This window comes from Acinetobacter sp. WC-743 (genome assembly GCF_000335555.1).
Lineage (GTDB): Bacteria > Pseudomonadota > Gammaproteobacteria > Pseudomonadales > Moraxellaceae > Acinetobacter > Acinetobacter bereziniae.
This window is the reverse complement of record NZ_AMFQ01000058.1, coordinates 1-260: the sequence shown is the minus strand read 5'-3', so window position 1 is coordinate 260 and position 260 is coordinate 1. Positions and strand designations below refer to the sequence as shown.

Annotated in this window: 1 pseudogene; it reads left to right on the top strand. The window is 47.3% G+C overall.

Features of this window, described 5'->3' with window-relative positions:
• A pseudogene (locus ACINWC743_RS07350) lies at nucleotides 1-260 on the top strand (type I secretion protein); the annotation flags it as partial.

Sequence of the window (260 nt, the reverse complement as noted above, 5' to 3'; positions counted from 1 at the left end):
TACTACAGATCGCAACGGTCAAGGTGTTGGACCAGCAAGCGATCATCTAGCAGGTCAAGGCGATAACGACAACGATCCAAATACGCCTGACGATACTGGCTTAGACTTGGTTACAGGTGAGATTACGGTTGAGATTAATACAGCAGGTAAAATCACTGGAACCACCAAGGATGTTGCACCGAATAGCGATGTGGTGATTACCATCACGGGTAAAGATGCAGCAGGCAAAGATGTCGTGATTCACAAGACAGTGAAGACCG